This window comes from Bacillus sp. EKM208B (assembly GCF_011800725.1).
Classification (GTDB): domain Bacteria; phylum Bacillota; class Bacilli; order Bacillales; family Bacillaceae; genus Bacillus; species Bacillus velezensis.
The window spans coordinates 1-25,321 of the sequence record NZ_JAANHO010000007.1 but is presented as its reverse complement, the minus strand read 5'-3'; the positions used below and the strand labels follow the sequence as shown (position 1 = coordinate 25,321).

General features: G+C 47.0%; 30 protein-coding genes and 1 pseudogene. 20 read left to right on the top strand and 11 right to left on the bottom strand.

The annotated features are described in order from the left end of the window. Positions 1-9: 9 nt before the first annotated feature. Positions 10-894, top strand: a complete 885-nt coding sequence (locus tag G9F75_RS13535; RefSeq protein ID WP_167409151.1) for a PhzF family phenazine biosynthesis isomerase — start codon at positions 10-12, stop codon at positions 892-894. Positions 895-970: 76 nt separating this feature from the next. After that, positions 971-1,555, top strand: coding sequence for a nitroreductase family protein (locus G9F75_RS13530; RefSeq protein WP_167409150.1), 585 nt, complete (start codon positions 971-973; stop codon positions 1,553-1,555). 38 nt (positions 1,556-1,593) lie between these two features. On the opposite strand, the gene G9F75_RS13525 is transcribed toward G9F75_RS13530, so the two are convergent. The 3 genes from G9F75_RS13525 to G9F75_RS13515 all read right to left on the bottom strand — a co-directional run bounded on the left by G9F75_RS13525 (position 1,594) and on the right by G9F75_RS13515 (position 2,923). Continuing rightward, positions 1,594-1,785, bottom strand: coding sequence for a YfhD family protein (locus G9F75_RS13525; protein ID WP_016936722.1), 192 nt, complete (start codon positions 1,783-1,785; stop codon positions 1,594-1,596). A 70-nt stretch (positions 1,786-1,855) separates the two neighbouring features. After that, positions 1,856-1,966 (bottom strand): YfhE family protein, encoded by a 111-nt coding sequence (locus G9F75_RS13520; protein ID WP_003155504.1) that lies wholly within the window; start codon positions 1,964-1,966, stop codon positions 1,856-1,858. Between the two features lie 57 nt (positions 1,967-2,023). After that, on the bottom strand, positions 2,024-2,923 hold the full coding sequence (locus G9F75_RS13515) for a TIGR01777 family oxidoreductase (protein WP_017419146.1): 900 nt from the start codon (positions 2,921-2,923) through the stop codon (positions 2,024-2,026). 91 nt (positions 2,924-3,014) lie between these two features. Here G9F75_RS13515 and recX point away from each other — a divergent pair, with 91 nt between their 5' ends. The 3 genes from recX to G9F75_RS13500 all read left to right on the top strand — a co-directional run bounded on the left by recX (position 3,015) and on the right by G9F75_RS13500 (position 5,466). Beyond that, complete coding sequence (recX, locus tag G9F75_RS13510; RefSeq protein WP_003155502.1) at positions 3,015-3,806, top strand: recombination regulator RecX; 792 nt, start codon at positions 3,015-3,017, stop codon at positions 3,804-3,806. A 6-nt stretch (positions 3,807-3,812) separates the two neighbouring features. Beyond that, positions 3,813-4,127 (top strand): YfhH family protein, encoded by a 315-nt coding sequence (locus tag G9F75_RS13505; protein WP_007408553.1) that lies wholly within the window; start codon positions 3,813-3,815, stop codon positions 4,125-4,127. A gap of 145 nt (positions 4,128-4,272) precedes the next feature. Further along, positions 4,273-5,466 carry an MFS transporter gene (locus G9F75_RS13500; RefSeq protein WP_076983019.1) on the top strand — a complete coding sequence of 398 codons (1,194 nt, stop codon included), beginning with the start codon at positions 4,273-4,275 and terminating at the stop codon, positions 5,464-5,466. Between the two features lie 39 nt (positions 5,467-5,505). Here G9F75_RS13500 and G9F75_RS13495 read toward each other — a convergent pair whose 3' ends face one another. From G9F75_RS13495 to G9F75_RS13485, 3 genes are all read right to left on the bottom strand, one after another. Then, positions 5,506-5,895, bottom strand: coding sequence for a DUF2606 family protein (locus G9F75_RS13495; RefSeq protein ID WP_064778743.1), 390 nt, complete (start codon positions 5,893-5,895; stop codon positions 5,506-5,508). Next, entirely contained in the window at positions 5,858-6,769 is a 912-nt protein-coding gene (locus tag G9F75_RS13490; RefSeq protein WP_167409149.1) for a trypsin-like serine peptidase, read from the bottom strand. The genes G9F75_RS13495 and G9F75_RS13490 overlap by 38 nt, the downstream gene beginning before the upstream one ends. A 144-nt stretch (positions 6,770-6,913) precedes the next feature. Then, positions 6,914-7,066: a small, acid-soluble spore protein K gene (locus G9F75_RS13485; protein ID WP_003155495.1), complete on the bottom strand. Its 153-nt coding sequence runs from the start codon at positions 7,064-7,066 to the stop codon at positions 6,914-6,916. Between the two features lie 123 nt (positions 7,067-7,189). On the opposite strand from G9F75_RS13485, the gene G9F75_RS13480 reads away from it, so the two are divergent. The 6 genes from G9F75_RS13480 to G9F75_RS13455 all read left to right on the top strand — a co-directional run bounded on the left by G9F75_RS13480 (position 7,190) and on the right by G9F75_RS13455 (position 13,206). Beyond that, entirely contained in the window at positions 7,190-7,459 is a 270-nt protein-coding gene (locus G9F75_RS13480) for a YfhJ family protein (protein WP_003155492.1), read from the top strand. 131 nt (positions 7,460-7,590) lie between these two features. Beyond that, the gene (locus G9F75_RS13475; protein ID WP_064107418.1) at positions 7,591-8,118 is read left to right on the top strand and encodes an SH3 domain-containing protein; all 528 of its coding nucleotides are present in this window, start codon (positions 7,591-7,593) and stop codon (positions 8,116-8,118) included. An 85-nt stretch (positions 8,119-8,203) separates the two neighbouring features. Continuing rightward, positions 8,204-8,539 (top strand): SdpI family protein, encoded by a 336-nt coding sequence (locus tag G9F75_RS13470; RefSeq protein WP_017419152.1) that lies wholly within the window; start codon positions 8,204-8,206, stop codon positions 8,537-8,539. Next, positions 8,532-9,392 carry an alpha/beta fold hydrolase gene (locus tag G9F75_RS13465; RefSeq protein WP_167409148.1) on the top strand — a complete coding sequence of 287 codons (861 nt, stop codon included), beginning with the start codon at positions 8,532-8,534 and terminating at the stop codon, positions 9,390-9,392. The genes G9F75_RS13470 and G9F75_RS13465 overlap by 8 nt, the downstream gene beginning before the upstream one ends. Before the next feature lie 211 nt (positions 9,393-9,603). Then, positions 9,604-10,584, top strand: a complete 981-nt coding sequence (locus G9F75_RS13460; protein ID WP_003155484.1) for a glycosyltransferase family 2 protein — start codon at positions 9,604-9,606, stop codon at positions 10,582-10,584. Between the two features lie 36 nt (positions 10,585-10,620). Then, positions 10,621-13,206, top strand: coding sequence for a YfhO family protein (locus G9F75_RS13455; protein ID WP_053285202.1), 2,586 nt, complete (start codon positions 10,621-10,623; stop codon positions 13,204-13,206). Here the strand turns inward: G9F75_RS13455 and G9F75_RS13450 are convergent. After that, the gene (locus G9F75_RS13450) at positions 13,203-14,186 is read right to left on the bottom strand and encodes a metal-dependent hydrolase (protein WP_017419155.1); all 984 of its coding nucleotides are present in this window, start codon (positions 14,184-14,186) and stop codon (positions 13,203-13,205) included. The genes G9F75_RS13455 and G9F75_RS13450 overlap by 4 nt on opposite strands. Positions 14,187-14,411: 225 nt before the next feature. Between G9F75_RS13450 and mutY the strand changes: the two genes are divergently transcribed. Continuing rightward, positions 14,412-15,509, top strand: a complete 1,098-nt coding sequence (gene mutY / locus G9F75_RS13445) for an A/G-specific adenine glycosylase (RefSeq protein ID WP_022552792.1) — start codon at positions 14,412-14,414, stop codon at positions 15,507-15,509. A gap of 6 nt (positions 15,510-15,515) precedes the next feature. Here mutY and G9F75_RS13440 read toward each other — a convergent pair whose 3' ends face one another. Beyond that, positions 15,516-15,740, bottom strand: coding sequence for a hypothetical protein (locus G9F75_RS13440; RefSeq protein ID WP_017419157.1), 225 nt, complete (start codon positions 15,738-15,740; stop codon positions 15,516-15,518). Positions 15,741-15,821: 81 nt separating this feature from the next. Between G9F75_RS13440 and fabL the strand changes: the two genes are divergently transcribed. The 5 genes and pseudogenes from fabL to G9F75_RS13415 all read left to right on the top strand — a co-directional run bounded on the left by fabL (position 15,822) and on the right by G9F75_RS13415 (position 19,728). Next, the gene (gene fabL / locus G9F75_RS13435; RefSeq protein WP_167409147.1) at positions 15,822-16,574 is read left to right on the top strand and encodes an enoyl-[acyl-carrier-protein] reductase FabL; all 753 of its coding nucleotides are present in this window, start codon (positions 15,822-15,824) and stop codon (positions 16,572-16,574) included. 83 nt (positions 16,575-16,657) lie between these two features. Then, positions 16,658-16,810 (top strand): annotated as a pseudogene (locus tag G9F75_RS13430) (gamma-type small acid-soluble spore protein); the annotation flags it as partial. A gap of 160 nt (positions 16,811-16,970) precedes the next feature. Next, complete coding sequence (locus G9F75_RS13425; protein WP_003155476.1) at positions 16,971-17,237, top strand: YgaB family protein; 267 nt, start codon at positions 16,971-16,973, stop codon at positions 17,235-17,237. A gap of 135 nt (positions 17,238-17,372) precedes the next feature. Next, the gene (gene ntdP / locus G9F75_RS13420) at positions 17,373-17,903 is read left to right on the top strand and encodes a nucleoside tri-diphosphate phosphatase (protein WP_003155475.1); all 531 of its coding nucleotides are present in this window, start codon (positions 17,373-17,375) and stop codon (positions 17,901-17,903) included. Positions 17,904-17,985: 82 nt separating this feature from the next. After that, positions 17,986-19,728 carry an ABC transporter ATP-binding protein gene (locus G9F75_RS13415; RefSeq protein WP_014417243.1) on the top strand — a complete coding sequence of 581 codons (1,743 nt, stop codon included), beginning with the start codon at positions 17,986-17,988 and terminating at the stop codon, positions 19,726-19,728. 79 nt (positions 19,729-19,807) lie between these two features. Here G9F75_RS13415 and G9F75_RS13410 read toward each other — a convergent pair whose 3' ends face one another. Next, on the bottom strand, positions 19,808-20,872 hold the full coding sequence (locus G9F75_RS13410; RefSeq protein WP_007610190.1) for an aromatic acid exporter family protein: 1,065 nt from the start codon (positions 20,870-20,872) through the stop codon (positions 19,808-19,810). 209 nt (positions 20,873-21,081) lie between these two features. Further along, the gene (locus tag G9F75_RS13405) at positions 21,082-22,371 is read right to left on the bottom strand and encodes a glutamate-1-semialdehyde 2,1-aminomutase (protein ID WP_007408567.1); all 1,290 of its coding nucleotides are present in this window, start codon (positions 22,369-22,371) and stop codon (positions 21,082-21,084) included. 157 nt (positions 22,372-22,528) lie between these two features. Between G9F75_RS13405 and bcp the strand changes: the two genes are divergently transcribed. Further along, positions 22,529-23,002 carry a thioredoxin-dependent thiol peroxidase gene (bcp, locus tag G9F75_RS13400; RefSeq protein ID WP_003155466.1) on the top strand — a complete coding sequence of 158 codons (474 nt, stop codon included), beginning with the start codon at positions 22,529-22,531 and terminating at the stop codon, positions 23,000-23,002. A 124-nt stretch (positions 23,003-23,126) separates the two neighbouring features. Further along, positions 23,127-23,564, top strand: a complete 438-nt coding sequence (gene perR / locus G9F75_RS13395) for a peroxide-responsive transcriptional repressor PerR (protein ID WP_003155465.1) — start codon at positions 23,127-23,129, stop codon at positions 23,562-23,564. A 34-nt stretch (positions 23,565-23,598) separates the two neighbouring features. Here perR and G9F75_RS13390 read toward each other — a convergent pair whose 3' ends face one another. Beyond that, positions 23,599-23,952, bottom strand: a complete 354-nt coding sequence (locus G9F75_RS13390; protein WP_007408568.1) for a YgzB family protein — start codon at positions 23,950-23,952, stop codon at positions 23,599-23,601. Between the two features lie 202 nt (positions 23,953-24,154). Here G9F75_RS13390 and G9F75_RS13385 point away from each other — a divergent pair, with 202 nt between their 5' ends. After that, positions 24,155-25,039 (top strand): nucleotidyltransferase-like protein, encoded by an 885-nt coding sequence (locus G9F75_RS13385; RefSeq protein WP_014417244.1) that lies wholly within the window; start codon positions 24,155-24,157, stop codon positions 25,037-25,039. Positions 25,040-25,321: the final 282 nt, after the last annotated feature.

Here is a 25,321-nt window from a genome sequence, read left to right as displayed (position 1 = left end):
GGCTGATGAATGAAACAGGCAACCGTGTTTAAATATGAAGCGTTTTCCGATATTCCGGATTTGGGAAATCCCGCGGGAATCGTCTTTAACGGAGATGATTATTCAGATGAAGAGATGCAGATGATCGCCGAAATGGCAGGGTACAATGAAACCTCATTTCTCTGTAAAAGCGGAGAAGCCGATCTGCGCATCCGCTATTTTACACCCGGCCATGAAATGAATTTATGCGGACATGCTACCGTCGCCTCTCTTTACGCATTAATTGAAAAGGGAAGGCTTCAGGCTGATCAGGCATATCAAATTGAAACAAAAGCCGGCATTCTTCCCGTAAAAGCCGCTGAACGAAACGGGCGGGTGTACATCACGCTTGAACAGGCTCCCCCGCAATTTCTGCCGTTTACGGGAGACAAAGAAAAGCTTGCGGCTTCGCTCGGGATAACGGCTGAAGATTTCCACGGCGAGCTTCCGATTGTTTACGGATCAACGGGGATCTGGACACTGATTGTTCCGCTGAAATCACTGGAAGCATCACGGAATATGGTACCGGACAACTCACAATTTCCCGCTGTATTGCAAGATCTCCCGAAAGCGAGCGTTCATCCTTTTTCTCTGGAAACTGTTCATCAGGAAAGCGATCTGCACGGACGCCATTTTTCTTCTCCTTTTTCCGGAACGACCGAAGACCCCGTCACGGGAACCGCTTCAGGCGTCATGGCGGCCTATATGCGGCAATACGGGGGCTCTGAAGCCGAATGCCTCACGATTGAACAAGGCCAGGAAATAGGGAAAGACGGAAAAGTGGAAATCAGGATCACGGAGGAAGGCAGAGAGGTGAAAATCGAGATGACGGGAACGGCGGTGTATGCCGAATCAATTCATCTTCAGCTTCCGTAACGGTTTACAAAAGACGGTTCTATCCGTTATATTATAAATGATAATCATTTTCAATTGAATAGGAAGGTGAATCGGCATGCCGAAAACCGAACAATTACAGCAAAACGAGAGTCTTAAACATACGATCAGAAACAGAAGATCCATCCGGTCATTTAAACCGGAAACCGTTCCTTCTGAAGTCATATTAGATATGCTTGAAACGGCCGTTTACGCACCGAACCACAGACTGACGGAGCCATGGCGTTTTATCTACGCAGCAAGCGAAGCGGGAAAAGCAAAGCTTGCGGACAGCTACGTCTCATTTTTCAAAAAGATAAAAGATGATTTCAACGAGGAAAAAGAGCGGAACATGAGAAAAAATCTCAGCGCCGTTCCGGGATTTTTGCTGGTTGTCTTAAAAGAAGATGAAAATGAATTTACGAGAAACGATGATTTCGCGGCGCTGAGCGGCATGATTCAAAACCTTCAGCTTCTCGCACATGAAAACGGCATCGGCATGGTCTGGAAAAGCGGCCGCATTATGTATGACAAACAGGTGCATCAAGACTTCGGCCTTGCAGACAATGAGCGCTTCGCCGCCATCATCCAAACGGGCTATCCGGATGAACAGCCTAAGGCGAAAGAACGGACGCCGGCAAAAAGCCTGTTTACCGAACTGTAAAAAAATCCCCGTCCTCAAGAAGAGGCGGGGATTTTGTATTAGCGGGTTTTGCTTTTTGCTCTGTTGTCAGCAGCTTTCATCCGCGCCTGCGCTTCGCGGTCAGCGGAATCAGCAAGCTCGCTTGAATATTCCTCATATGTGCCGTCTGTTTCACGTTTCAAAGCAGCCGGAACTTGAGGAAGTTTTTGTTTGTTTTTATCACGGTTTTTGTGAGTGTGATTTCTGCCCATATCAATCGCCCCCTGAAAAAAGTGATATCAAACAAACATAGTATCTGCCCGGTCCCGATCTTTATTCAGTTTATTTCCGTTTGGCTGCTCTTTCCGCTTTTTTGAATTCACCGGAATAAAGGACTTCCTGCATTTTTTTCAGATTGGCTCCCTGTTGATGTTTTTCGCGCTTCTTTTCCATAAAAGAAGACCCTCCTTCAAAACAGAATACCAATAGGATTGGCTTTTATTTCCGTTTTTATGCAGATAAGAGATCCTTTAAAGCGAAATCAAGCTCTTCATACGTAAATTGAAAACCGGATGTCAGCGCCTGCTTAGGCAGGGCGCGCTGGCCTTTTACGATCAGCAGGCTCATTTCTCCCAAGGCCTTCTCCAGAAAAAGTTCCGGTACGGGAATCCAATGGGGGCGGTGCAGGACGCCTGCGATCGTCTTTCCGAATTGCTTCATTTCTACGGGGTTCGGCGATGTCACATTCATGGGACCGGACAAGTCATCATGCTCCGCCGCAAAAGCAATAAGTTCCGCGGCGTCATCCACATGAACCCATGACAGCCATTGCCGTCCAGAGCCGATGGTGCCGCCGGCTAACAGCTTATAAGGGAGAACCATGAGCGGCAGGGCGCCTTTTTCACCGAGCATCACCCCGAATCTGGCATATACCGTCCGGATGCCGAGCGCTTCAATTTTCTGGCCTTCACGTTCCCACATATGAGCCGTATGACTGAGAAAATCTTCATTTGACGTATCTGACTGTTCGGTGAACGTTTTCTCTGTGCTTGTGCCGTAAATGCCGACGGCGCTGGCCTGAATCAAAGCCCGGGGTTTTTTCGGCTGCTGCTTCATAATCCGTCTGACTTCTCTCGTCGCTTCTATTCTGCTTGAGATGATTTGTTCCTTCGTTGTGTCCGTCCAGCGGTCAAAGATGGATTTGCCGGCGAGGTTCACCCATACATCAATAGGGGGAAGCTCGCGCTCAGGCGCCGCGTTTTCGGCCAGCCATTGAACATATGTCACATTTTTTTGTTCGGTTTCTCTCTGTTTTCTTGATAAAATATAGACATGATGTCCCCGGCGGGTCAACACACCTGTCAGATGCCGGCCCAGAAAACCGGTGCCGCCTGTCATCGCGATATTCATATCCATCTCTCCTTACACGTTGATATATATACTGTACCTCATTTGCCAAAAAGAAAAACGCCTGAACATCGGGGCGGGAAAGGAGACCGGGATGCCGTTTATTACAAAAATATCGACCCAAAAGAAAAATACCGAGCGCTTCAACATCTTTCTTGATGAGAAATATGCATTCAGCGTCGACGCCGACGTGCTTGTGCGTTTTGACCTGAAAAAAGGGAAAGAACTGGACGAGCTTGACATTCTTGAAATCCAGCACGGCGATGACGTGAAAAAAGCCTTTAACCGCGCCGTAGAATTTTTATCATACCGGATGCGCTCTGAAAAAGAAGTCCGGGATCATCTGAAGAAAAAAGAAACACCGGACATGGTCATTTCTGAAGTCATCCATAAACTGTACGATTACCGCTACTTAAATGACAAAGAATTTGCCGAAGCCTATGCGAGCACCCACAAAAAAACAAACGGCAAAGGCCCTGACGTCCTGTTCCGAGAGCTGAAAGCGAAAGGAATAGACGACGATACCATCAAGGAGACGCTCAGTGCGTTTACATTTGATGAGCAGATACAAGAAGCGCTGAAACATATAGGCAAAATCCTGAAAAAAGACAAAAAGCTGTCCACAAAAGAGATCAGACAGCGGGCGCAGATGCAGCTTCAGCGAAAAGGTTTCCCTTTCGACGTCATCAATGCCGCTCTGGAACAGACGGAGTATGAAAATGATGATGAAGCCGAGATGGAAGCTCTGAAGGCTCATGCGGAAAAAGCGATCAGGAAATACCGCTATGACGGCAGTTATGAAAGCGGAATGAAGGTCAAACAGTACTTATTCAGAAAAGGATTCTCGATTGACGATATTGATCAATTCTTGCAGGAAGAGGAGTAAACTGAAATGGACAAACGATACAGTCAAATGACGCCTCATGAACTACAGACCGAAATTGCGGGGCTGACGGAAAAAGCGCGAAAGGCGGAACAGATGGGCATTGTAAATGAACTGGCCGTGCTTGAACGGAAAATTACGATGGCCAAAGCTTACATGCTGAACCCGGAAGACTTTCGGCCCGGCGGGGTGTATCAGATAGAAGGTTCTGATGACACTTTCCGCATTGATTACATCAACGGCGTATTCGCCTGGGGACACAGATCTTCCCCGTCTGACGGGGAAGAAGCACTGCCGATTTCCGTTTTAAAAGAAAAAAAATAACAAAAGAGGCCGGTTCCGGCCTCTTTTTCTTTTCGGGCACATTCGTTTCAACCTTTCAGTAAAAAATGATTGAATTCATTTTTGATATCTTTTAAGATGGAATTCGTTGTTTTTTTTAATAAAAAGGAGGCGATTCGCGTTGAATATCAAAATGAAACAGCCATCTGTGAAATTAATGATTTTTGTTTTAATGATTTGCACATTTTCCATCGGGTATACGGAATATGCTGTCATGGGTATTCTGACGTCGATTGCCGATGACTTTCATATACATGTATCTTCAGCGGGCATGCTTGTTACGGCGTACGCGGCAAGCGTCTGCCTGACGGGCCCGATCGTAACCATTATCGCGGTTAAGCTGCCGAGAAAGCCGGTGCTGCTAGGGTTGATGGGCATCTTCGTCCTTGCCAACCTGATGAGCGTCTTTGCGCCAAACTTCGCCGTACTGGCGATTTCCAGAATTTTATCCGCATCCATTCACGGAGCCTTTTTTGCGATTGCAATGGTGTTTGCGAGTGAAATGGTGCCGCCTGAAAAACGGTCCGCCGCCGCTGCATCGATGAACGGAGGATTAACCGTGGCGCTGATGCTCGGCGTTCCATTCGGCTCTTATTTAGGGGATGCCCTTAATTGGCGTGCCGTCTTTTTCATTATTTCTGTTTTAGGCCTGATCGGACTGATCGGTCTGATGCTGGTCGTACCGAATCAAAAACCGAAAGTGATTCCGATGCTCATGAATGAATGGAGTGTCTTTAAGCATAAGCAAGTGATTTTTTCCTTTGCGATCACCATTCTCGGCTACTCAGGCGTTTTTATCGCTTACACGTTTATCGAGCCGATTTTAAGAGATTCAGCTGGATTCGGCACCGTCGGCATCACAGGCGCGTTATTTGCCTACGGTCTCGGCGGAGTGGCGGGGAATTTCTTCGCAGGGAAAGTGCCGCTCAAACTGCTGACACGCACAATGATCGGCGTGATGATCGGCTTGATCGGCGTCATGGCGATTTTCCCTTATATCGCTGTTTTTCCCGCCGCCGCCGTTTCGGCGACATTTTTATTCGGCGCATGTGCGTTCGGCACGCCGCCGCTTTTACAGACAAAGGTTATTTCTTCCTCTGAAAACGGCACGACGATCGCCGCCGCGGTGAGCGTTTCCGCCTTTAACCTGGCAAACGCGCTCGGCGCCTGGATCGGCGGTTTGATTCTCGGCGGAACGGGATCTTACTCATGGCTGTTTGCCGGCGGTGCGCTGATGACCGCTCTCGGCCTTGTGCTGTCCACGTTCGCTCATCTGTCTGAGAAGAAGGACGTCTATGAATACCAAATGCATAAAGGATAACAAAAAGCTTGCAGCGGATATTCCGTCTGCAAGCTTTTTTCAGTGTTTCAATGTAATGCTGATCACCGTATGTTTATCACTCTCAGCTAAGGAAATATTCCGGGTTTCCGGTACTCCGTCTTTTTCAAAAACGACGGCATAGGTTCCTTTCGCGCCGCTTTTCCATGCAATATCGCCGTGGTGATCAGTCTCGCCTATTCTCTCTCCGCGGTCTATATTCGGCTGATGATCTGACTCCGCCGCTTTCATCACGGTGACCGTCACACCGGCCGCCGGTGAGCCGTCTGCATCCTCAACATGGAGCGTAACGGGCAATGTTTTTTTGACGGCGGAATCATCCGCTTTGCCGCATCCGCATAAAACGGCCGCGGCGAGCAAGAAAACAAAAGCTTTATTGATTTGACCAATATTGAATGTTGTCGAATACACTGTTTGTCACCCTTGTTCCCAGATTGTAAGACGACCCGCCGTTTGTATGAATGGCAATGGCGGTCTGGCCGGTGTCGCTGTAATTGCGGTAAACGGGCGATCCGCTCTGGCAGCCGAACGTATCTGTCGTGTAAGTGAGTTTATATGTCTCGGCAGAACGTATCGGCTTGCTGTCCGACCACATGGAACCGGACACTTTGTCGCACGGATATCCTGTCACGGTTGAGGAAAGCCCGGCCGGACTGGAACTGTTGGTCGTCCGGTAGCCGTACCAGCCGACAGTATCCCCGGGCGACCCGTTTACTTTGATTGCGCCGTAGTCATAGTTTGTGTCACCGTTTTCTGTCCACCCTTTGACACTGTAGAATGTCTTGCCTGAATAAGAGCCGTACGGGTACGATGATCCGTTGCGGCCGGGAGCTGCCGTAATTTTCGATGCCCACCCGTTTTTCTGATCATACACGCAATGTCCCGCCGTAACGATCGTGTCGGCATTGACAAAAAAACCGGTGCATCCGTAGGTGCTTGTGCTGCCGCTGTATGTAACGGTCAGCTGTGCTGTCGCTCGATATGGAAATGATGTTGTAGGAGAAATTCTGATTCGTTCGTCTGTCCCAATAATACTGGAAGGCTTTAATGGCTTGATGTCAGCTTTGCTGTTTTGTGCAAGCTGTCTTTTGGTGAGGCCCGTTCCTTCATAAGCGGGGGATGTCTGTGTTGTTTGTACAGGCTGATTCAGATGTGCGTCAAACTCCTCACCGCTGTTTGATACAGATGTCTGCGGACTGCCCTCTGCTTCTGCTGAAACAGCAAATAATGAAACTGACAGTAAGAATGCGGTAAGGCTCAGCAATCGTTTTGAAACTGTCTTCATTTTATAAAACCCCTCCTTTTTTGTCTACCGGCTTTCGGTTGAACATTTAACATATTATGGAATTTATTTAGCGTTATGACCTCAAAAGAATGTTTTTCTCCGCAAAAAAGAGACCGGATCATTCCCGGTCTCTTACGGTGTGTGTTATCGTCTGCCTGAAGCTCTCATGCGCTCTTGCGGGTGCGAATTAATTGAACCGTCCGCCCGTTTAGAAGCGTAGTCATCCTTTGCACGCGGTTCGCCTTCAAACTTATTATTGTTCTGATTAGGAAATCCTTTTGCCTTGTTCCGGACCATTTGTTTTCCCCCTCGGCCAATATCAAAAGGTTGCGCCTTCTGGACTGAAGACGTAAAGTTAGTATATGCCTGTGACAAGCTGCGTAAAAGCAGCAGGTTTTCCCAAGGAAAGGAGACAGAGACATGAATACATATATCGACAAACTGACGAATTTGCTGCTTGAGAAAAATGACATGCTCAGCTATTTGCAAGCGCGAACTTGGGTTGAGCTTTTATGGGGAGATTTCGAAGCGACTTACGCAAAAGCCGGCCGCCCGTATCAAGGAGAGCAAATGACGGAACGCGTCGTCAAGGAATGGATCGAATCATATGGCAGCAAGCTCCATATGTTCCAGAGCGTTCGGGAAGACGTTTCTCATTATTTGGATCAAAGCAGGGGTCTCCTGCATTAACATAGCAGTGCGCCCGCCGGATATCGTCCGGCGGTTTTTTCTTTTTATAAAAGAAATGGGAAAATCATGTTTGACGACCGGCGGAATGTGGAAATGTGTAATAACTTATAAAATAGCGGGGAGGAACCACAATGAACATGAAAAAGGGGTTAACCGCATTTATTCCGGCCGCAGGACTTTGCTTATTTTTAGCCGCAGGCACCGTTTTTTTCGATCCGGCAGCGAATGCCGCAGCAGTTCACCAGACAAAAATAGACACCGCAGCAGATACATATATCGTGAAAGCAGGAGAACTTAACGTCCGCAAAGAACCAAATAAACAAGGGCCGATTATCGGCACGCTTCGTTCAGAGGATTCTGTAAAGGTTAAACGGCTTCAAGGAGCAGATTGGGCTGAGATTGACTACAAAGGTCACAAAGCCTATATTTCCACGCATTTTCTGATGAAGCAGCCGGTGAAGGCGGTGACGGCGAAACAAACCGCTTTTTATACGCCGACTTTGGAAACCGGCAAAAAAGGGTCCGTTAAAGCGGGTGAAACCGTCAATGTGCTCGGCTGGGGGTTCAGCCATGACGGAGGGTTTGACCGTAAATGGGCGTACGTCACATACGGCGGGAAAGCAGGTTATGTGAAAACGGCCGACTTAACTCAAAAATAAAGATTCAGGCAGGCGAATGAGCCTGCTTTTTTTCTGAAACTTTCCGCCTTTCCTTTCGTAAAAGATGAAAAGGAGAGTGAGGGATATGATAATGGTGATCGGCGGCCTTCTGATGGCTGCGGCCGGCATTTTAGTCACATTTTTTCCGCCGAAGTCGATCAACAGCCTGTACGGATATCGGACGAAGCGCTCTATGGCGGATGAGTCGCAGTGGAGAGAAGGAAATCGATTCAGTGCGCTCCTCATGATTTTGTTCGGCCTTATTTCGGCGGCAGCTGGATTTGCGGGCAGCCTGCTTATCCGGCTGACTCAGCCGTTCGCCCTGATCGTTCAGGCCGTATTGTTGATTGCGATCAGCGTACTGATCATCGTCTTAACAGAAAGAAGATTGAAACAAACGGGGAGGAGAATCGATGAATGACATTACGTTTCACATGATCGAAACAAACGGAGTGACGCTGCACACGGCTTCAGCCGGTCCGAAAGACGGTCCTTTGGCGGTGCTGCTGCACGGGTTTCCGGAATTCTGGTACGGCTGGAAGAGCCAGATCAAACCGCTGGCGGATGCCGGATACCATGTTGTCGTGCCTGATCAGCGCGGCTATAATCTCAGTGACAAACCGGAGGGCCTTGAAAACTATACCATTGATACGCTCAGAGACGACATTATCGGGCTGATCACGCATTTTACAGATGAAAAAGCCGTCGTCATCGGCCACGATTGGGGAGGAGCCGTGGCCTGGCATTTGGCATCCACGCGGCCGCAATACGTTGAAAAATTGATCACGGTCAATATCCCGCACCCGGCGGTTATGCGGAAGGTCACACCGTTCTACCCGCCGCAGTGGAAGAAAAGCTCTTATATCGCGTTCTTTCAGCTTCCGGAAAAGCCGGAACGGAGATTGTCTGAAGACGATTACCGCGTATTGGATCACGCGATCGGCTTATCCGAACGCCCGGCGCTTTTTTCACGGGAAGATATCGGCAGCTCCAAAGAAGCATGGGGCAGAAAAGGAGCGCTCACGGCGATGCTGAACTGGTACCGGGCGATCAGAGCCGGCGGTTTAGGCCCTGCCGTTCCGCTTAAAATGCCCGTTCCGTACCGATTAATATGGGGCGTCAATGACCGCGCGCTGAGCAAAAAGCTTGCCAAGGAAACAAAACGGATGATTCCAAACGGCGACTTAATCTTTATAGACGATGCCTCACATTGGGTCATTCACGAAAAACCGCGCATCGTCAGCCATTTGATTCACGAATACCTTCAGCAATAAAGTCTGTCCCGCGTACAGACTTTTTCTTTTTTTTCTCATATCTGCCGAAAAACATGACAAAATATAAACCATATGCAGAAAAAAATTTCTTTCCCTGTAACAAAAAAAGGGTTTAAACGTCATTAAAAAAAGGAAAAGCCTTATTGAAGTTTTGCGGACAATTCCTTTAAGGACGTCCTAAAAAAAAGAATAATACAAAGAAGGTGCCTTCATGAAACAAAGGTTAATCTCAATTATTATTCCGTCTTACAATGAAGGGAACAATGTCAAGCTCATCCATGAATCTTTAAAAAAAGAGTTTCAGACGATTCATTATGACTATGAAATTTTCTACATCAATGACGGAAGCGCGGATGACACCCTTCAGCAGATTAAAGAACTGGCCGCCAGAAACCATCGCGTCAAATACATATCTTTTTCCCGCAACTTCGGGAAAGAAGCGGCTATTTTGGCAGGATTTGAACACGTGCAGGGCGAAGCGGTAATCGTGATGGACGCCGATCTGCAGCATCCGACCCATCTGCTGAAAGACTTCATTCAAGGCTATGAAGAAGGGTATGACCAAGTCATCGCGCAGCGCAACCGAAAAGGGGACAGCCCCGTGCGTTCCGTGCTTTCTTCCCTGTATTATAAATTTATCAACAAAGCCGTCGAAGTGGACCTGCGTGACGGGGTCGGAGATTTCCGCCTGCTGAGCCGGCAGGCCGTTGATGCCCTTTTGAAGCTGAGTGAAGGGAACCGTTTCTCGAAAGGGCTGTTCTGCTGGATCGGGTTTGACCAGAAAATCGTATTTTATGAAAATGTCGAAAGGAAGAACGGCACGTCCAAATGGTCATTCAGCAATCTGTTCAACTACGGAATGGACGGGGTCGTCTCCTTCAACAACAAGCCCCTGAGGGTATGCTTTTTCACCGGTATTCTGATATTGCTTCTGTCGATGGTTTATATTGTAACGACCTTTGTTCATATTCTGACACACGGCGTGTCCGTACCCGGATACTTCACCATTATTTCCGCCGTGCTGTTTTTAGGGGGCATCCAGCTTTTGAGTCTCGGCATCATCGGAGAATACATCGGCCGGATTTACTATGAAACAAAAAAACGCCCGCACTATTTAATTAAAGAAGCGAATATAACATACGGAGAACAAAATGAAACGAATTATACAAAAAAGCGCAAGTGGAACCATTAAACAGCCGCCGCTGTGCGCAGGGTCTGGGGACGTTGTATGAAAAAAAATAAATGGATCTTGCCGGCAGCCTGTGTGCTGGCTGCGGCAGCCGCTCATATTTTTTTCTTAAAAGAGTGGTCGGCAGGCCGCTATATGACGGGGTCTGGAGACGGGATCGCCCAAATGGCGGTCTTCAAAAAGCTGCTGTTTGATCAATATATGAACGGCAGGCTGTTTTACAGCTATTCGTTCGGACTGGGCGGGGGCGTGTACAGTCAGCTCGGCTATTATTTCTCTACTTCATTTCTATTCCTGTTTATCTCCGCCGCTGTCCGCTTTTTGCAGCTTATTCAGCTGACGGGCGAGGCTGATGCGCTGTTCTGGGCGCAGGCCTCCGTTTTTATCAGCATCGCCAAGCAGAGTTTTATCATATTCACGGCGGCGTGTGTGTTCCGTTATTTCGTCAAACGGACGGTGCCTGCTTTTACCGGCGCCGTGTTGTACGGGGTCTCGATTATCTACTTCCGGCATGAGGTATATTGGGACTTTTTCACTGACAGTATGGTGTGGCTGCCGCTGCTCGTGCTCGGCGCGGAAAAAATCATCAGGGAAAAAAAGCCGTCGTGGTTTATCTTCGCCTGTGCGCTGACATTGATCAACAACTTTTATTTTGCGTATATTAATCTGATTTTCATCGGCATTTATATCTTATTCAGGTGGGTGATTCCTCTTGAAGGCAATGAGGCGAAAAGGCTCACTCAATGCAGGATATTTATTCTGTCGGGTCTTCTCGGGTTCGGCATAAGCGCAGTTTCTTTTATTCCTGTCGTATACGGATACCTTCATAATCTGCGGCCGCCGTATTCAGAGCATATTGCATGGCTTGATTTTTCCGACAACATTTTATTTTCAAGCCGGATTATCATCCTGCCGGCGGCTTTTTTGCTCTTTCTATTTACATTTTCTTTATACAAAAACCGCTTGTTCCGGCTGTTTGCGGGAATCAGTCTGCTGTATATTCTGTTTCACTTCAGCCCGTTCGCGGCAAGTGCCTTTAACGGCTTTTCAGCTCCGCAGAACAGGTTTGAATACGTCCTGTGCTTCACGATTGCCGGAACGGTTTCAGCCGGGCTTTCTAAGCTTTCAGACATCAGCATGAAGAGTATGCTGATGTCCGCCGTACTCGTCGTTCTGCTCTATTGGAGCCAGGTGAGGCGGTACAGTCTGGATATTTCTGATCACGCCAATCTGCCCGTCATTCTTCTTCTGGTGCTGACCATAGCCGCTTTCTTCGCAGCAAAGACAAGACTGAAAGGCGCGGTGCCCGCCGTCTATGCCGTCATTTTGCTTACGGCGGTGCTTACGGCTAATACATATGAAAAATATGCTTTATCAGAAGGCGGGAAGATTTATACGGTATCGCATACATTTATGACGGGTGCTGACTATAAAGGCAAAGAGCAATCAGAGCTCATTCAGCGTCTGAAAGCAAAAGACCCTGATCCGTTTGCCCGTTTAGATTGGATGAACGGTGTTTTCAATAACACCCCGATCATATACGGATTCAACGGATTCAGCGTATACTCAAGCATACTGAACCGCAATCTGCTGTCCTTTTACTGGAACGACCTCCGGATTGACATGGGCAGAGAAAGCGTCAGCCGCTATGCGACATTAGGAAACAGGGCTAATTTATACAGCCTGCTTTACGGAAAATATTATATGACGGAAAAAGCAAACGAGGCCGGCGTGCCGTACGGGTTCAAAAAAATCATGGAATCATCCCATTATGCGGTTTATCAAAATCAATATATGCTTCCGTTCGTACGGACAGCCGATCGCGTATATAACGAGGGCGGTCTGAAAAAAGCGCCCGCCCTTGCCAGGGAACGGGCAATGCTTGACGGGATCGTCACGGAATCAAGCACAACCAACACGAAAAAAGCGCCTGAGGCGAAAAATATGATCCGCCATGCAGAGGTAGCGGCCGAACATGGCGATTATCATAACGGCATCCTGACGGTAAACGAAGACGGCGGCGGCCTGATCATTAAGCCGCAAGCCGCTAAGATGGACGGCGGCGATTATTACGTCAGCTTTTATTTGAAGAATAAAGCGAAGGACCAGGGCTTTACATTAAAAGTGAACGATTACACGACAACGAGAAAATCGAATCAATCCATTTACAAAACAGGTGTCAACGATCTTACTGTCAGAGTGCCGAAAACAAAAAACATCCAAATCCGTCTGCCGAAAGGATCGTATCAGCTTGACAGACTGGCGCTTTACGAAGAGCGGTACGATACGCTGAAAAGCGCATACCGAAAAGCGGAAAAAGAACCGCCGGCCGATCTAAGCTGGCGCGGAAATACGCTTCATATCTCGTATGATAACAAAACCCGCGCGCCGTATATCATGCTTCCGATTCCATATGAAAAAGGCTGGGAGCTGAAGATAAACGGCAGAAAAGAGCAAATTGAAAAAGCGGATTATTCCTTTATCGGATTTAAAGCGCAAAAAGGAAAAAACGATATTCAATTAACGTATTACCCGCCGTTTTTTAAACCCGCGGCCGCTCTATCGGTAATCAGCCTCGTGTTTGCCGCTATATATGTGAGAAGACAAAAAAAGCCCGGCTCTTAAACAGAGCCGAGCTTTAATTTTTTCTGCAGTTTTTCCTCGCTGAAAATCCAGCCCGTGTAAGAAGAGAGAAGCTCTAAATCATGACTGAGATGGACGATGGCGACAAAAGGATAGTGGCCTTTGCTTCGGTAGCGCAAATCAATAAAGCGCACCTCATAATGATCTTTAAAGGTATCGACCTCCCACCTGTAAACGGGGGAAAAGGAAAGAAAGGCTGCAATATTTTCGTCCTGTTTCGCGGCCTTCATCACATCGGTTTCCGGAACGGGCACGCGGTTGAATGTATCCAATATCACGACATGGCCGTCAAGGCTTCTGCCGACATAAAAGGCATGCGCCGTCGTCACGGCGATACGCCACTGCCTGAATTTCATCGTCGGCGAAATAATGATGGTTTCAATCTCCTCTTCAATCATCTCGCGCAGCCTTCGCTTTATCCGCAGCTGCATCAAAAACCGGACGGCGTAATATCCTGCGAGGATGATATAAAGCATCAGAAATGTCACGCCCGGATGACCTCCGATATACCACACGGCAATCGCGGCCAAATGGCTGACGAAAATAAACGGATCAAAGGTATTGATTAAACCGAGAGCGATCCATTTTCTCGAAAACGGGCGGATGGCCTGCGTGCCGTACGCGTTAAAAATGTCAACAAACACATGCAAAACGACAGCCAGAAGCGTCCACAGCCACAGGTGCAATAAGTTCGCTTCCGGATAAAACATAAACAAAATACCCGGAATCAGAACGGACCAAAATAAAACGGCGGGAATGGAGTGCGTGAACCCTCTATGATTTCGAATATAAACGGCATTATTTTTCAGCTTCAATATGGTATCAATATCAGGTGCCTGAGAGCCGGCAAGAGCGGCGATCATAACTGCCTGAGACATGGGGGTGTGCATGCCGACGGCAGGATCAAGAGTTGCGATTCCGCCAAGCGCGATACCCATGACAACGTGAGTGCCAGTATCCATTGTTGACCTCCTAGCAGGCGTTAACAATCAGTCGCCCGCATATTTCGCATTATAAGATATTCCCCATTTTCTGTTTGCCCAATCATGGCGTTTATCCGCCGTTCTCATATGTTTCCGCTTTTTCTTTATCACTATTTAATGTAACATATTATCGTAACGTGCCCTAAGTTTACACCAAAATACGGTGTCAAGAAAAGCGGAACCCGAAACATCTGAGGAGAAGATATGAACGCACTTGAAGAAAAAATGAAACAAAAAGATATAGACAAATTTCGCGAGGACTTAATTACATGGTTCGAAAGAGAACAGAGAATTCTGCCGTGGAGAGAAAATCAGGACCCGTATCGGGTGTGGGTATCAGAGGTGATGCTGCAGCAGACGCGCGTAGAAACCGTTATCCCTTATTTCCGGCGGTTTGTTGAGCAATTTCCGACCGTTTCGGCGCTCGCTGAAGCCGATGAGGAAAAAGTGCTCAAAGCCTGGGAAGGGCTAGGTTATTACTCCCGTGTAAGAAATCTGCAAAGTGCCGTAAAAGAAGTGCATGAGCGGTACGGGGGAGTCGTCCCTGCCGAGGAAAAGGAATTTGGCGGACTGAAAGGCGTCGGCCCTTATACAAAAGGCGCCGTGCTCAGCATCGCATACAACAAACCGATTCCCGCCGTGGACGGCAATGTGATGCGTGTCATGTCGAGAATTCTTTCCATATGGGACGATATCGCAAAACCTAAAACGAGAACCATTTTCGAACAGGCGGTATCCGCTTTCATTTCTCATGAAAAACCATCTGAATTCAATCAGGGTTTAATGGAGCTCGGCGCGATCATCTGCACCCCGAAATCGCCGTCCTGCCTGCTTTGCCCCGTACAAAAGCACTGTTCGGCATTTGCGGAAGGGACAGAGCGGGAGCTGCCCGTTAAAAGCAAAAAGAAAAAGCCCGGAATAAAAACAATGGCAGCCGTTGTGCTGACAGACGATCAAGGCGATGTCTATATTCATAAACGGCCGCCAAAAGGCTTGCTCGCCAACTTGTGGGAGTTTCCGAATACCGAAACCCAGAAAGGAATCAAAACCGAGAGAGAGCAGCTTGAAACCTATTTAGAAAAAGAGATGGGAACAACCGCTGAAATCGGGGAGCTGGAAGGCATCGTAGAGCATGTTTTCACCCATCTCGTCTGGAATATTTCGGTCTTTTTCGGTAAAGTAAAACAAGTGTCGGATACAACGGAATTCATACGGGTCACAAAAGAGGAGCTCGAGGAATACGCATTTCCCGTTTCCCATCAAAAGATATGGAAAATGGCGGAAGAAAGCGGCCGCCTGTAAAAAGCGTCAGTCATAGCTGACGCGAGTGCCGTGGCCGTAATCCGCTTCATTCCGTTTCAGTCCGCCGCGGGATTCGATTTCCTGAATCAGTTCCCGGTATTTGGACTGGCCTTCTTCGTTTAAATACGGCATAATTTGCTGGAAGGCATGATGGAAATAGGCGAGCTCTGAATCTCTCCAATCTTTTTTGGGCATCATGGCCAATTCGCCCATATCACGTCCGACATACATATAAAAGACCCCTTTCAACACATATTGCTTTTATTGTTTGTTGAATGAAAAGAACTATACACAGCAAGGAGCTGAGGAAAAATGGAACAAAATAAATGCGCACTGATCACGGGAAGCAGCCGCGGCGTCGGGAAAGCAGCCGCCATCAGACTCGCGGAAAAAGGATACAACATCGTCATCAATTACGCCCGCAGTAAAAAAGCGGCATTAGAAACCGCCGAAGAAATTGAAAAACTCGGCGTTAAAACGCTCGTCATTAAAGCCAATGTCGGCCAGCCGGCAAAAATCAAAGACATGTTCCGCCAGATTGACGAAACATTCGGCAGACTGGACGTGTTCGTCAATAATGCGGCTTCAGGCGTGCTGAGGCCGGTTATGGAACTCGAAGAAACACACTGGGACTGGACGATGAATATCAATGCGAAAGCATTGCTTTTCTGCGCCCAGGAAGCGGCAAAGATGATGGAGAAAAACGGAGGCGGCCACATCGTCAGCATCAGCTCGCTCGGCAGCATCCGCTATCTTGAAAACTATACGACGGTCGGTGTCTCAAAAGCTGCTTTAGAATCGTTAACCCGTTATCTGGCGGTTGAGCTGTCTCCGAAAAATATCATCGTAAACGCGGTGTCAGGCGGAGCGATTGATACGGACGCGCTGAAGCATTTCCCTAACAGAGATGAACTGCTGGAAGATGCCCGCCAAAATACGCCGGCCGGCAGAATGGTCGAAATTAAAGATATAATCGATACGGTGGAGTTTTTAGTTTCTTCAAAAGCGGACATGATCCGCGGCCAGACCATCATAATTGACGGCGGACGCTCTCTGCTCGTATAAGTTTTAAAAAAGATGAATAGCCTTATCATCTCCTGCGCATTCTAAAGTGCGTGGAGGTGATAACAATGGCAAACTCAAAATTCAGCAAAACAGACGTTCAGCAGGTGAAAAGACAAAACCAGCAATCAGCTTCCGGTCAGGGTCAATTCGGCACTGAATTCGCCAGTGAAACTGATGCGCAGCAGGTTAGAAAGCAAAACCAATCTGCTGAACAAAACAAACAGCAAAACAGCTAATCACTGAAACGAAAAAGCACTTCATCTTCGGATGGAAGTGCTTTTTTCTGTTGCTGAAACGACAAAACTTGTGATTCCTCTACAGAATGAGTCAAAGGGTTTTCCCGCGGAAAATCGAAATGGTAAGGAGTATCAACCTAAAAGCCTAAGGAGGAACCCGATGTCAGAGTTTGAAAAGCTTGTAAGTGAACAGATGAAAATCATGGATCAGCTTCTCGAGCTGCAGTCAGAACTTGACCGCTGCCGCCAGGTGGAAGCGGAACTCATCAGTCTTGAAAGAGATGCAAAGCTGGACAATGTACAGGACGAAATTGCGACAAAGCGAAAAGACCTGGCCGGCATACAGGAGTTATTCCAAAGGCAGACAGAGCAAGTCATCCAGTCTTATCGCAGCACGGAAAAGCCGTCTTCCTATGTGCAGAAATGAATGTGCCATTCCGGAAGCGGAGTGGTTCTTTTATTTTCATTTTTTAATTCGTAACGTTATAATAGTGAAAAGACTTGTCGGAAAGCAATTGCGGCTGCATTGACTGCAGGGCTTTACAGAAAGTAGGGGAGAAATATGGGATATCCCAAGGAAGGAGAAACCATTCAAATTCACAGCTATAAGCATAACGGGCTGCTTCATCGAATTTGGAATGAAACGACGATTTTAAAAAGTACGGAATTGTGTATCATCGGAGCCAACGACCGGACAATGGTGACGGAATCCGACGGACGGACGTGGGTGACGAGAGAGCCGGCGATCTGCTACTTTCATGCCCGTCAGTGGTTTAACGTCATCGGAATGCTGAGAGATGACGGGGTACACTATTATTGCAACATCAGCTCGCCGTTCGCTTATGACGGAGAGGCCATCAAATATATTGATTACGATTTGGATGTCAAGGTGTTTCCGGATATGACGTATAACATTCTTGACGAGGATGAATACGATGACCACCGCAAATCAATGAATTACCCTAAAGAGATCGACAGCATTCTGAAGGAGTATCTGAATACGCTGCTGCACTGGATTCATCAGCGGAAAGGACCGTTTGCTCCGGAATTTGTTGATATGTGGTATGAACGGTATCTGCGCTATACAAAATAAAGAATACAATAAAAAACCTGTTGGGGTGTCAACAGGTTTTTCACATGGGCTCACACGCCTTAAAGAGAGAGGGGGATAAAGTGTGGGCGTAATCAGACGCTATATGCAATTTGTAAAACCTTATAAAAAACAAATTTTTATCACAGTGTTAATCGGCATTATAAAATTCTCCATCCCGCTGGCTCTCCCGCTTCTGTTAAAATACGTGGTCGATGACATTATTCAAGGGAGCGGAACGGCAAGCGCTAAAACATCATCGCTATTCACGATAATGGGCATCATGTTTGTGCTGTTTTTAATTCTGCGTCCCCCGGTAGAGTACTATCGGCAATACTTCGCGCAATGGACGGGCAGCCGGGTGCTCTACGATATCAGGGGGGTATTGTTTGATCATATTCAAAAATTGAGCCTGAGGTTTTATGCCAACACGAGAACGGGCGAAGTCATTTCCCGGGTGATAAATGATGTCGAACAGACAAAAGACTTTGTCATAACGGGACTGATGAATATCTGGCTTGATATGATGACGGTGCTGATCGTCATCTGTATTATGTTTACACTCGATGTCAAGCTGACATTGATATCTGTCATTTTGTTTCCGTTATACGGAATTTCAGTGAAATACTTTTACGGCCGCCTCCGAAAACTGACACGTGAGCGTTCTCAGGCACTCGCCCAAGTTCAGGGACATTTGCACGAAAGAGTTCAGGGGATGCCCGTTATCAGAAGTTTTGCCATTGAAGATTATGAACAAGCCAATTTTGATGAAAAAAACGGACATTTTCTGGACAGAGCGATCCGTCATACGAATTGGAACGCAAAAACGTTTGCAGTCGTGAATACCATTACGGATTTGGCGCCGCTGCTTGTTATCGCGTTTGCGGGTTATTTTGTCATAAACGGTCCCCTGACGGTAGGGACGATGGTTGCGTTCGTCGGCTACATTGACAGAATGTACAATCCGGTCAGAAGATTGATCAACTCATCGACGACGCTGACCCAGTCGATCGCTTCGATGGACCGCATATTTGAATTTATCGACGAGCCGTATGAACTGACTGATAAACCGAATGCAGTAAAAGCTGACGGCATTAAGGGCGAAGTTGAATTCCGAAATGTCTCGTTCCGTTATGAGGAAGGAAAAGAAACGATTTTGCAGGACGTTTCCTTAAAGGTGACAAAAGGGGAAACCGTCGCGCTCGTCGGGATGAGCGGCGGCGGAAAATCGACGCTTGTCAGCCTCATACCGCGTTTTTATGATGTATCCGGCGGCAGCCTGCTGATTGACGGCACAGATATTCGCGATTATGAAGCGAGAAGCCTCCGCAATCAAGTCGGAATGGTGCTTCAGGATACGTTTCTGTTCAGTGAGACAATTCGTGAAAATATCGCCATCGGTAAACCGGGAGCGTCTCTGGATGAGGTGGTTGCGGCAGCGAAAGCGGCAAATGCCCATGAATTTATTATGAACTTCCCCGAAGGCTACGAAACCAAAGTCGGCGAACGGGGCGTCAAATTGTCAGGCGGGCAGAAACAGCGGATTTCTATCGCGCGTGTATTCTTAAAAAATCCGCCGCTGTTAATCTTGGATGAAGCGACATCGGCTCTTGATCTTGAAAGTGAACACTACATTCAGGAAGCGATGGAAAAGCTTGCGAAAAACCGGACGACTTTTATCGTCGCCCACAGGCTGTCCACGATTACGCATGCGGATAAAATTGTCGTCATGGAAAACGGCGCCGTCGTCGAAACCGGCACGCACGAGGAATTAATGGCCCAAGGCGGCCAGTACAGACACTTATTTACGATTCAGAATTTGAACTGATACAAAAACTTATGCCGTCCGAATGGGCGGCATAAGTTTTTTTGAATGCAAAAAAACCCGGTTTTACGGAAGCACCGGGTTACTCTTCGTCTGTTTCTAATTCGCTGTCTTTCGGGTGGTATGTCTGAAAACTCGTAATTAATGTATCGAGATGCTCCAGCTGCTCGCGGTATTCCGCAACCGCAGCCATAATGCTGAGCATATTGTAATCAAGCAGTTCATCCTCGCAGTTCTGCTGATTTTTCAAGAAAGACTTCGTCAAAAGCTGTTTATATCTTATGCTTTCTTCAGCATCGTCATCATGCGGTTTGATCTTGCCGACCGTCCGCATCAGAATCCTTTCGTGCCAATGAAGCAGATAATCAATTTCTTCTGTCAGCGTCTCCTGAAATTCCTCCGGCATATGATAAATCTCGTTTTCATAGCGGTGCAGCTTTTTCAGCGTATCAAGCGCCCGATTCGCCGTAATAATCGCCTGTCTGAACAATACAAGCTTGCGCGATTTTACATACGTCGTTTTCTTAAAGTAGCTTCTCTCCTCTTTATAAAGAAGGTACGTATGATCAAGCTTCATCATCTTTTCCTTCAGCTTCTCAATATCCTCTTTCAATATCGAGTGTTCCGTGGACTGGCGCATCGTCAGCCTGATCCATTTCATAATCTCATCGGTATATTCAACCGTATGATGAGTCAGCTTCGTTTCGTATTTCGGCGGAAGAAACACAAGGTTCACAATAAAAGAAGACAGCACGCCTAAAATAACGGTGCTTGTTCGTATCAGAGCGAACGTCAGGAAGCTGTTTCCCGGTGTTTCTAAAATCGCGATAACCGTCACGAGCGCAATCGAAATGGTGTGTTCAATTTTCAGTTTTAACATGATCGTGATGACAATCACTGCGGTCAATCCGATCATAATCGGACTCGGTCCGAAAATCAGTCCGAATGCCGTAGCAATGACAGCGCCGATGATATTTGCCTGAACCTGATCAATAATGATAAGAAAAGACCTGTAAATAGAGGGCTGTATGGCAAATATAGCTGCAATCCCGGCAAAGATCGGCGACGGAAGTCCGATCCATGATGCTAAGTAGAGCGCGAGCGTAATCGCAATCCCTGTTTTAAAAATGCGGGCACCAAGTTTCATTGGTTTGTGCGTGCATTCCTTTCTCTAATAAATTATGTGCCGAACGAACGGCTGACACTTACATTTCCCTGTCGGCTGATTTGCTAAACAATAAAGTAATATACAGGGATCATACCAATTATTCAAGGTCTTTTTTTGAAAAAACCATTATCTCACAAATCGGACAAAAAGAAAAAGCGGAAGCCCCGGGCTCCCGCTTGTTTCAGCAGTTATTTTTTCATATGTCTGAACGCATCTTCAACGGCTTGTAAAGTGGCGTCGATATCCTCTTCAGTATGTGCGGTTGTGATAAACCAAGCTTCATACTTCGATGGAGCGAGATTGATGCCGCGCTCAAGCATCAGCTTGAAGAACTTGGCGAATGCTTCTCCGTCCGTATTTTCCGCCTGCTCGTAATTGACGATCTTTTCATCAGTGAAGTAAACCGTGAGCGCGCCTTTTAAACGGTTGACGGTGATGGTAATGCCGTGTGTCTCCGCATGGGCGAGAATGCCTTGCTCAAGTCTGGCGCCGAGCTCATCAAGCCGCTCATAAACGCCTTCTTCCTTCAGCACTTCCAGGCAGGCGATGCCAGATAGGATAGATGCCGGGTTTCCGGCCATCGTACCGGCTTGATATGCCGGGCCGAGCGGAGCAACCTGCTCCATGATCTCTTTTTTGCCTCCGTAAGCGCCGATCGGCAAGCCGCCCCCGATAATTTTACCGAGCGCCGTTAAATCAGGCTTCACTTGAAGAAGATCCTGCGCGCCTCCGTACATAAAACGGAACGCCGTGATCACTTCATCATAAATGACGAGCGCGCCCGCTTTATGGGTCAATTCATTTACCTGTTCTAAAAATCCTTCTTCAGGTTCAACGATGCCGAAGTTGCCGACGATCGGCTCGACGAGAACCGCTGCAATTTCCGAACCCCATTTATCCAGCGCGGCTTTGTAGCTTTCAATGTCATTGAAAGGAACGGTAATCACCTCATTGGCGATGCTTTTCGGCACGCCGGCGGAATCAGGGGTGCCGAGCGTAGACGGACCGGAACCCGCAGCGACAAGTACGAGATCAGAATGGCCGTGATAGCAGCCGGCGAATTTAATGATTTTTGTCCGGCCTGTATAAGCGCGTGCAACCCGGATCGTTGTCATCACCGCCTCAGTGCCTGAGTTTACGAATCGTACTTTATCAAGTGAAGGAATGGCCTCCTTCAGCATTTTGGCGAAAGTGACCTCATGTTTGGTCGGCGTCCCGTACAGCACGCCGTTTTCAGCCGCTGTTTTAATCGCTTCAGTAATATGCGGATGGGCATGTCCGGTAATAATCGGGCCGTAAGCCGCTAAATAATCGATATACTGATTCCCGTCTACATCCCAGAAATAAGCGCCGTTCGCTTTTTCCATCGCAACGGGTGAACCGCCGCCTACCGCTTTATAGGATCTGGACGGGCTGTTCACGCCTCCGACGATATGCTCTAACGCTTCCTTATGAAGTTCAACTGATTTTGTATACAAAAAATGACCCTCCTAATATCTCCTTACATCATGTTCTATTGTAGCATGCTTCATTGCAAGCACAACGGTTCATGCTTCCAGAAAAGAGCGGGAGGATAACGGTTGTAATCTTAACGTGAATTGGATACGCTTAATAAAAAACCCGGAGGTATAAGAAATGACGATTGAAATCGGACAAACAGCACCGGATATGAAATTAGTGAATGACAGCGGGGAAGAAGTAGCATTGACGGATTTTAAAGGGAAGTACGTCGTTCTCTATTTTTATCCGAAAGACATGACACCCGGATGCACGACGGAAGCATGTGATTTCCGTGATCAGCACGAAAGTTTCGCGGGACTTGATGCGGTTATCATCGGAGTAAGCCCTGACAGCCGTGATAAACATGAAAAATTTAAGCAAAAACACGATCTTCCTTTCCAGCTCCTCGTTGACGATGAGCACAAACTGGCGGAAGCTTTTGATGTGTGGAAGCTGAAGAAGAATTTTGGGAAAGAATATATGGGTATCGAGCGATCCACTTTTTTGTTAGACAAAGAAGGCCGTCTTGTGAAGGAGTGGAGAAAGGTAAAAGTGAAAGATCACGTTGCCGAGGCGCTTCGCGAATTGGAACAAATTGCGTCTAATTAATGGACAAATGCTGAACTCACGGGGTTTTCTTCAGATTACATTTGACAGGAGACCGGAAAAAGATGTACACTAATTATAAACATTATAAAGTAAGAATCTTTTTTAGAAGAGAGGTGCATGACGGATGGCTGCACATGAATTAAAAGAAGCCTTAGACACGTTGAAGGATACGGGAGTCCGGATTACTCCTCAACGTCATGCCATTCTGGAATATCTCGTGGATTCTATGGCACATCCGACAGCGGACGATATATATAAAGCCTTGGAAGGGAAATTCCCTAATATGAGTGTTGCGACAGTGTATAACAATTTGCGTGTATTCCGGGAAGCGGGGCTTGTAAAGGAACTGACGTACGGAGATGCGTCCAGCAGATTTGACTTTGTCACCTCTGACCATTATCACGCCATTTGTGAAAGCTGCGGAAAAATCGTAGACTTCCATTATCCCGGGCTTGACGAAGTGGAACAGCTTGCGGCTCACGTCACGGGGTTTAAGGTAAGCCACCACCGTTTGGAGATTTACGGCGTCTGCCAAGAATGTTCCAAAAAAGAAAACCACTAAACGAAGCTGACCGCTTTGATACGGTCAGCTTCGTTTATTTTACACTGTTTTTTCTGTTATAAGACTCATCGAACGCTTTGCCTTCCAATCCTTTATCCAATGTAAGCGGCTCTCTGCAATGCATGCACATATCCACTCTGCCCAGAATCTTCGTTTCTTTCTCGCAAGCGGGGCACATCACCCGGACCGCTTTTGTGGACAGCATGCCGATCCAAAAATAAACGGCGGTGCTGAGCCCGATCGACAGCAGGCCGAGAATCATAAACAAGCTGGCAAGCAAAACAGACTGCTTAAAGAACAGCCCGATGTACATAATGATAAACCCAACGAAAACCAAACTTAACGCAAACGTTCTGATCTTATTAATTTTGCTTGAGTATTTCGCCATGTCCATCCCCCTCTCGTTTAACTATAGCACAAAACAGATGGCATATTCTTCATGTTTTCGTAAGAAAAGGGAAGAATAAATATGGCACCTGAAAGGAAATTTGTTATAATAGTGCAATGTGTTTAGAAAAAAGGACTTTCATGTTTTATCATAGAAATGTAGAAACAATAGCTAGTGAAACAATCGCATTGGAGGAATCGTAATGGACAATCTTCTCCGTCCAATTTACCAAGAAAGAGCAAGTCATCCCGATACGCTGGCCGTCCTTATGATTGAGAGAAGGAGTAAAGCATCATCCATCACGGATAACTTTGATGCGGTCATGCTTGTCATTGTCAAACAGGCTGATGAACCTCTTTTTATAAAGCATTATGAATTCGAACAAAAAACCGCTTCTTTACATATTGTAACGGATGCTCTGCTTCAGGAATGGATTCTGCTTGGGACAAATAGAAGAGTCATAGATTGGATCATCAACGGCAAAGTGCTGTTTGACCGCAATGAATATATATCTGAACTCAATGACCGGCTCAGCACTTTTCCTTTCGCCGAGCGGAAATTAAAGATCGGAATGGAATACGGCAAGCTGATCAGAAGATTTGTAGAAGGAAAAGCGTTTTTTGAAGCTGATCATTTTCTGGATGCATATTATGCGGTAGTGCATGCTCTTCACCACTTGGCCCGCATAGAAGTGATTGACCGGGGGTTTTATCCCGAAACGACAGTCTGGAACCAGGTCCGTCACATTGAGCCGCAGGTATATAAGCTATATTCCGAACTTGTCGAGAGTCACGAAAGTTTGGAGAAAAGGCTCGAATTATTATTCTTAGCAAATGATTTTCTCATCCATTCAAAAGCTGAAATCGGTTCTGCGCACCTTTTTCAAGTGATGAAAGAAAAAGAAATGTGGCAGTTTGGAGAATTGCTGCAGCACCCTGAACTGCTGCACTTCACCCAAGATCTTGGTGTCATGCTTGATTACCTGACGGAAAAAGGCTTTGTTGAAGTATCTCAAATAGAGACCAAAGGGCAGGAAGTATATCATCGAGGATATTCTTTCAAAAAAAGTGTTGACGCTGAATCATAGGCATGGTATATTATTAAACGTCGCTGATGCGCTTCAACAAAAAGCTCACAGCGGCGGAGAAATAAAAACAAAAAAACATTTGACAGCAACTTGCTGGAATGTTATACTGAAAAAGTCGCCTCGAGATGAGGTTGAGATGATCTTTGAAAACTAAACAAGACAAAACGTACCTGTTAATTCAAAGTTTTAAATAAATCGCACAGCTATGTGCGTAGTCAGTCAAACACTTTATCGGAGAGTTTGATCCTGGCTCAGGACGAACGCTGGCGGCGTGCCTAATAC